Below are 6,000 nucleotides of genomic sequence, written 5' to 3'. Positions count from 1 at the left end.
GCGAGCTTGTTCAGGCTCACGGAGACATCGCGGGCGGCCTGGGCGTGGGCCGGGTCCGTCGCCGGCGTCGCGGCGAGGATGCGCTCCTGCTCTGCAAGGATCTGCTCGGTGAGCCGAAGCGCGCGGGCGAAGGCGCCGTGCTGCGCCTCGTAGCTCGCGGCGACGCCGGCGGAGCGGAGCAGGGTCGGGGTGGGTGGGTGGGCGGGGCGGGCGTCGCCCGCCGGCGCGATCAGGTGGGCCAGGTGCTCCAGCAGCCAGGGGTGCTGGGCACGGAGCCAGTCGTCGTCGCCCTGGCCCACCTGCTGCTCGAATGCGGTGGTCAGAGCGTCGAGGAAATTGTCCAGCTCTGCCCAGGTACGCGCCGGCTCCGGGTCGGTCGCGGCGGCGTGGGCGGCGACGAGACGGTGGATGGCGGCGAGGGTCGGCGGCGGCGCCGGGCCGCGGCGCTCCGGAGCGCTTTCGCCGGCGGGCTTGAGCAGCCGCAGCCCGGTGAGCGACTGCCAGACGGACACCCACGGGTCCGGGTGGCCGGGGCGCTCGGTGAGGGCGTCCGGGTGGCGATTGCGTGTCAGCCATTGCAGCCACGGCAGCGGTACGCGGTCCGGCTGTAGCAGGGCGGCGAAGCCGAGCGCGGTGCGCGCGGTCGCGGAGAGCCGGGCCAGGGACCAGTCCAGCACGGTGCCCACCTGGCGCTGCTGGTGGCGGATCTGCGCGGCGACGCGGTCCTCGTCCGCGAGCGGGTCGACGATGTCCATGAGCCCCTCGGCGCGGAAGCGCTCGACGAAGCCCCGCGGCGTCAGCGCGCCGGCGTGGGTGCCGAGGTGCGCGCCCACCAGCTCCACGGCCAGGGTGTAGCCGCCCAGGGCGGCGACGATGTGGCGGGCGGCCTCGGTCTCGGCGGCCTCCGCGGCGGGGTCGGCGGCGAAGCGGCGCTCCGGCTGGAAGTCTCGCAGCAGGTCCAGCGCGTCGCCCGGCGGCAGCGGCGGGACCTCGATGGCGTGGTGCCAGCGGGCGCCGGCGCCGAAGTCGGCCGGGTCAAGGCGGGTGGTGACGATGACCTCCAGCCAGTCGGCGTTGGGCAGGTCGCCGAGCTGGCTCGCGCCGAGCAGCGCGGGGTCGGTGACGTTGTCCAGGATCAGCAGCGCCCGCGGCTGCCCGGCGGGGGGCAGCAGCTTCGCGGCGTCCGCCGCCGGGCAGTCGGCGGGCAGCGCCAGGCGCTCGCGCAGCAGCGGCGCGCGGCGCTCGGTGACCCGGCGCAGGTAGTCCATGACGGCGCCCATGACGGCGCTGAAGTCCTGCTTCTGCGCGTCCGTCAGCGCCAGCGGGATGCCGACTTCCGCGCCCATGGACGCGAAGGCGCCGCCGCGCTCCACCAGCCGCAGCAGGGCCTCGCCCAGCTCCCGGGCGCCCTCGCAGGGGACCTCCCAGGTGCCGCCGGCGGCGTAGTACTCCGCGTAGGCGTGGGCGTATTGGCGGGCGAGCGCGGTCTTGCCGAGCCCGCCGGGGCTGTGGGCGGCGGCGATGAGGCCGCAGCCGCCGCCGCGGGGACTGGCGTCCTCGCCGCCGCCGATGAGGGTGTCGTGCAAGGCGGTCAGCTCGGCGTGGCGGCCGACGAAGTGCTCGTGGCCGCGGGCGACGTTGGTGGGCGCGAGGTCCGCGAGCCGGATGCGGTTCAGGCGCCGGGCGATGTGGCGGCCGATGGCGTCCATGCGCGCGGCGAGCTGTTGCGGGTCCGGGGTCGGCGGGGCGGTGGTGGCGGGTGCGCGGCCCCGAAGCCAGCCGAGCAGGCCGCCGCGCTTGGCCCCGGCCTCGGCCCTGGCGCGGGCGGTGACCTCGGCGCTGCGGGCGGCGGCGTCCAACTCGCGCAGCACCCCTGGACCCGCGCGGTACCAGTCCGCCAGCTCCAGGGACAGGCCGCGCTGGCGGCGGTGCAGGTCGCGGGCGAAGGCGCGGGCCATGCGCTCGGCGTCGCCGGCGAGCAGGGCCGGCGGGACGCGGAACCAGGGGTAGCAGCGCTCCATACGCGCGAGCCAGTCGGCGATGGCCTCCTCGTCGCCGATGGTCAGATCCCGCGGCTTGACGAAGAACACCGGCAGGATGCCGTCGTCGCCGCGGGCGCTGGTGTGCTCGCGCTTGAGGTACTCCTCCCACTCCCAGAGGCAGTTCGCGGAGCAGATGTAGTTGGGCGACAGGAAGGCCAGCAACAGCCGGGACTGGCGCAGACCCTCGGACAGCCTGCGGCGCCAGTCGCTGCAGTCGTCGATGGACTGCTGGTCGAAGAAGATGTTGAGCGCTCGGCTGGACCAGCGGCCGTGGCGCTCGCGCAGTGTGCGCTCGAAGGCTGTCACCCAGCCCTCGGCGCCCGCCGCCTCAGGCGGCGGCTGATTGTCCTTGCGGGCGTAGCTCAGGAAGAGCTGGAAGGGGTAGCCGGCGTCGGTCATGGGCGCATCCATCGCGCTGCTGGGGGCGGGTCGAGCATAGCGCGCGCCCGCGGCGCCCCGCAACGGTCCCTGGAGGCCGCAACGCCGCCGGCGCGGCATCGAGCCGCGCCGGCGGCGGGCCGAGTGCAACTCGGCGGTCCCAGGGCTCGGCGGCCCCAGAGGGGCGCCTGGTTAGGCTCGATCAGCCCGGCAACAAGAGATTCCGGAAGGGCAAGCGATGCTTCCAGCGGTAGGTCTCGACGTCGCGCCGGTCGGTGCTCAGGATTCGGCCGTCACCCAGGTGCTCCGCGAGCAGCACCGCCGAGGCATCCGCCAGGTCCATGGGGAGTGCGGCATAGCGGCGCATCAGCAGGGACGCCCGCGCCGCTGCATCCGCCGGCAGCTCCCAGATCCGGTAGGCGCGCCCGGCGCCCTCCAGCAAGGCAGGTGCGGCATCGGGACTGACCCGCCGGGCCAGCAGGTGGGACGTCTCGGTCAGGATCGGCCAAGTGGTGACCAGCTGCCCCTTGAACCGCGCGTAGGCTTCGGCAGCGGGGGCGTGATGCGTGTCGCGCCGAAACAGCAGCGCGACCCAGAAACCGGTGTCCGCGATGATCATCCGTCGGCGGGGCCGGTGGTTGCCCCGGCTCGGCTGTCCGATCCGAAGTCGTTTGGATTAACGTCACTCGGCGCCTCCGCATCCGTCCAGAGCTAGTCAGTGCGCGAGGCTGGTGCAAGCGCAACACCGGCGTCCAGACGCCGCGGGCCGGGCGTTGCGGCACCGCTTCGTCGGCGGCTGTCGAGACCGGAGCTGCGCATGGGACGTTATCGGCCGCGGAGATGCTGACTATTGGTCTCTGCCGCTTGCGGCGGCGACGGACCGCCGATACCCTGCTGCACTGCACAAAAAGTCTCGCGGTCAGATTCGGGGATTGCGCGTGGCGATTCCCGATAGGCTGAGACCGGATAAACTGCCCGGTCTACGCGGCCGCGGAACAGACAACGAACCGCCGGACGCGCGGTCTTACCACCCACGGCGAGCGGGTTATCGATCGCCGTGCCGCCGAGGAAGCAATGACAACCAACCGTCCCGTGTTCCTGGAGCTCTGGCGCATCCACCTGCCGGTGGGCGGCGTCGTGTCGATTCTGCACCGCGTCAGCGGGGTGCTGATGGTGCTATCCGTCCCGGTGTTTGCCTGGCTGCTGGCGCAGGCGCTGGCAAGCCCCGCGGGCTTTGCGGCCTCGGCGGCCTTCCTGTCGAGCCCGCTGGTGCGGCTCGCGCTGCTGGTGCTGGCCTGGGCGCTGCTGCATCACTTGCTGGCCGGGGTGCGTTACCTGCTCATTGATCTCGGGCTGGGCGTGGACCGGCCGACGGCGCGGCGCAGCGCCTGGACCGCACTGACGGCGGCGCTGGTGGTGACGCTGTTCGTCGCCGGGGGGATGCTGCTGTGAGCCGGCGCGCATCGGGGCTCAAGGCCTGGTTTCTGCAGCGGGTGACGGCCGTTTATCTCGGGCTGTTCGGTGTGTACCTGGCGCTGCATTTCGCGCTGGCGCCGCCGGCGAGCCACGCCGAACTGGTGGCATGGGCGGCGAGTCCGTGGGTGGCGCTCGGGCTGTTGCTGTTCATTCCGATCCTGCTGGCGCACGCCTGGGTCGGCATCCGCGATGTCTTTATGGACTACATGAAGCCCATCGCGCTCAGGGCCACGGCGATGACGCTCGTGGGCTTCGTGTTCCTGGCCTCCGGGCTGTGGGCGGCGCAGGCAGTGATTGCCGCGCGCGCATTCCAATAAGGCAGACGGAAGGTCAGCGGCATGTCAATTCCACATCGCAAATTCGACGCACTCATCATCGGTGCCGGCGGCGCCGGGCTGAACGCGGCGCTCAGGCTCGCCAGCGCGGACCTGCGCGTGGCGGTGGTGTCCAAGGTGTTTCCCACCCGCTCGCACACCGTGGCCGCCCAGGGCGGGGTCAACGCGGCGCTCGCGAACGTGCTGCCGGACGACTGGCACTGGCACATGTTCGACACCGTCAAGGGCTCGGACTACTTGGGCGACCAGGACGCCATCGAGTACATGTGCCGGGAGGCGATCCCGACCGTCTACGAGCTGGAGCACGCCGGCGTGCCCTTCTCGCGCCTCGACGACGGCAAGATCTACCAGCGCGCCTTCGGCGGGCAGAGCCAGAACTTCGGCGGCGAGCAGGCGGTGCGCACCTGCGCCGCGGCGGACCGCACCGGCCACGCCATCCTGCACACCCTCTACCAGCAGAACGTCCGCGCGCGCACCCACTTCTTCGACGAGTTCTTCGCCATCGACCTCATCCGCGACGAGGAGGGCGTCGCCATCGGCGCCCTGGTGCTGGAGATCGAGACCGGCCAGCCCCTGGTGATCGAGGCCAAGGCGACGCTGCTGGCCACCGGCGGCTACGGGCAGGTGTTCCGCACCACCACCAACGCCTTCATCAACACCGGCGACGGCATGGCCATGGCGCTGCGCGCCGGCGTGCCCCTGATGGACATGGAGTTCTACCAGTTCCACCCGACGGGCGTCGCCGGCAAGGGCATGCTCATCACCGAGGGCGCGCGCGGCGAGGGCGGTTATCTGATCAACTGCGACGGCGAGCGCTTCATGGAGCGCTATGCACCGCGGGCGTTGGACCTGGCGAGCCGCGACGTGGTCGCCCGCTCCATGGTCACCGAGATCCGCGAGGGCCGTGGTTGCGGGCCGCACAAGGACCACGTGATGCTCAAGCTCGACCACCTGGGCGCCGAGGTGGTGCACCACCGGCTGCCGGGCATCACCGACATCTGCCGGGTGTTCCTCGGCATCGATCCCGCCGAGCAGCCGATCCCGGTGTTCCCGACCGCGCACTATGCGATGGGCGGCATCCCGACGGACCGCTTCGCGCGGGTGGTGACGCCGGCGCGGCACGGGCCGGAAGAGGTCGTCCCCGGGCTCTACGCCGCCGGTGAGTGCGCCTGCGTGTCCGTGCACGGCGCCAACCGGCTCGGCGGCAACTCGCTGCTGGACATCCTGGTGTTCGGCCGCGCCGCGGGCACGGACATCCTGGACTACGTGCGCGAGAATCCGAACCACCGGCCCATGCGGGAAGCAGACATCGCGCCCGCCGCTGGCCGGCTCGCCCGCTGGGAGCGCGAAGGCGACGGCGAGTCCGTGGCCGAAGTGAAGGCGGCCCTGCGCAAGCTGATGGAGGACCACTGCGGCGTCTTCCGCGACGATGCCCACATGTCCGCCGGCGTCGAGAAGCTGAAAGCCCTGCGCGAGCGCGTCGAGCACGTGCGCCTGCGCGATCACAGCAAGACGTTCAACACCGCCCGTATCGAGGCCCTGGAACTCGACAACCTGGTGGACGTGGGCATGGCGACGCTCATGTCCGCGCTGCACCGCCAGGAGAGCCGCGGCGCCCACTCCCGCGTGGACCACCCCGACCGCGACGACGAGCAGTGGATGAAGCACAGCCTGTACTCGCGCGACGGCGACCGCATGGACTACAAGCCCGTGCGCACCAAGCCGCTGACGGTGGAGAGCTTTCCGCCGAAGGCGCGGGTTTACTGATC

At 72.1% G+C, this 6,000-nt stretch carries 5 protein-coding genes; 3 read left to right on the top strand and 2 right to left on the bottom strand.

The features are described from left to right. Window positions 1-2,441 (bottom strand): toll/interleukin-1 receptor domain-containing protein (locus LJE69_RS15205; RefSeq protein ID WP_296926600.1); only part of this gene is annotated, 2,441 nt, incomplete at its 3' end. 181 nt (window positions 2,442-2,622) lie between these two features. Then, a complete protein-coding gene (locus LJE69_RS15200) occupies window positions 2,623-3,039 on the bottom strand; it encodes a PIN domain-containing protein (protein WP_296926597.1) in 417 nt (138 codons plus the stop codon). Between the two features lie 455 nt (window positions 3,040-3,494). On the opposite strand from LJE69_RS15200, the gene sdhC reads away from it, so the two are divergent. From sdhC to sdhA, 3 genes are read left to right on the top strand one after another with little or no spacing between them, the layout of a single operon-like run. Beyond that, window positions 3,495-3,872 carry a succinate dehydrogenase, cytochrome b556 subunit gene (sdhC, locus tag LJE69_RS15195; protein WP_296926595.1) on the top strand — a complete coding sequence of 126 codons (378 nt, stop codon included), beginning with the start codon at window positions 3,495-3,497 and terminating at the stop codon, window positions 3,870-3,872. Then, entirely contained in the window at window positions 3,869-4,213 is a 345-nt protein-coding gene (gene sdhD, locus LJE69_RS15190; protein WP_296926592.1) for a succinate dehydrogenase, hydrophobic membrane anchor protein, read from the top strand. Before sdhC ends, sdhD begins: the two co-directional genes overlap by 4 nt. A gap of 21 nt (window positions 4,214-4,234) precedes the next feature. Beyond that, window positions 4,235-5,998 carry a succinate dehydrogenase flavoprotein subunit gene (gene sdhA, locus LJE69_RS15185; RefSeq protein WP_296926590.1) on the top strand — a complete coding sequence of 588 codons (1,764 nt, stop codon included), beginning with the start codon at window positions 4,235-4,237 and terminating at the stop codon, window positions 5,996-5,998. Window positions 5,999-6,000 lie beyond the last annotated feature (2 nt).

This window comes from Thiohalocapsa sp. (genome assembly GCF_022340605.1).
Taxonomy (GTDB): Bacteria; Pseudomonadota; Gammaproteobacteria; order Chromatiales; family Chromatiaceae; genus Thiohalocapsa.
Note: the sequence above shows the minus strand (reverse complement) of the source record. Positions and strands in the feature narration are given on the sequence as shown.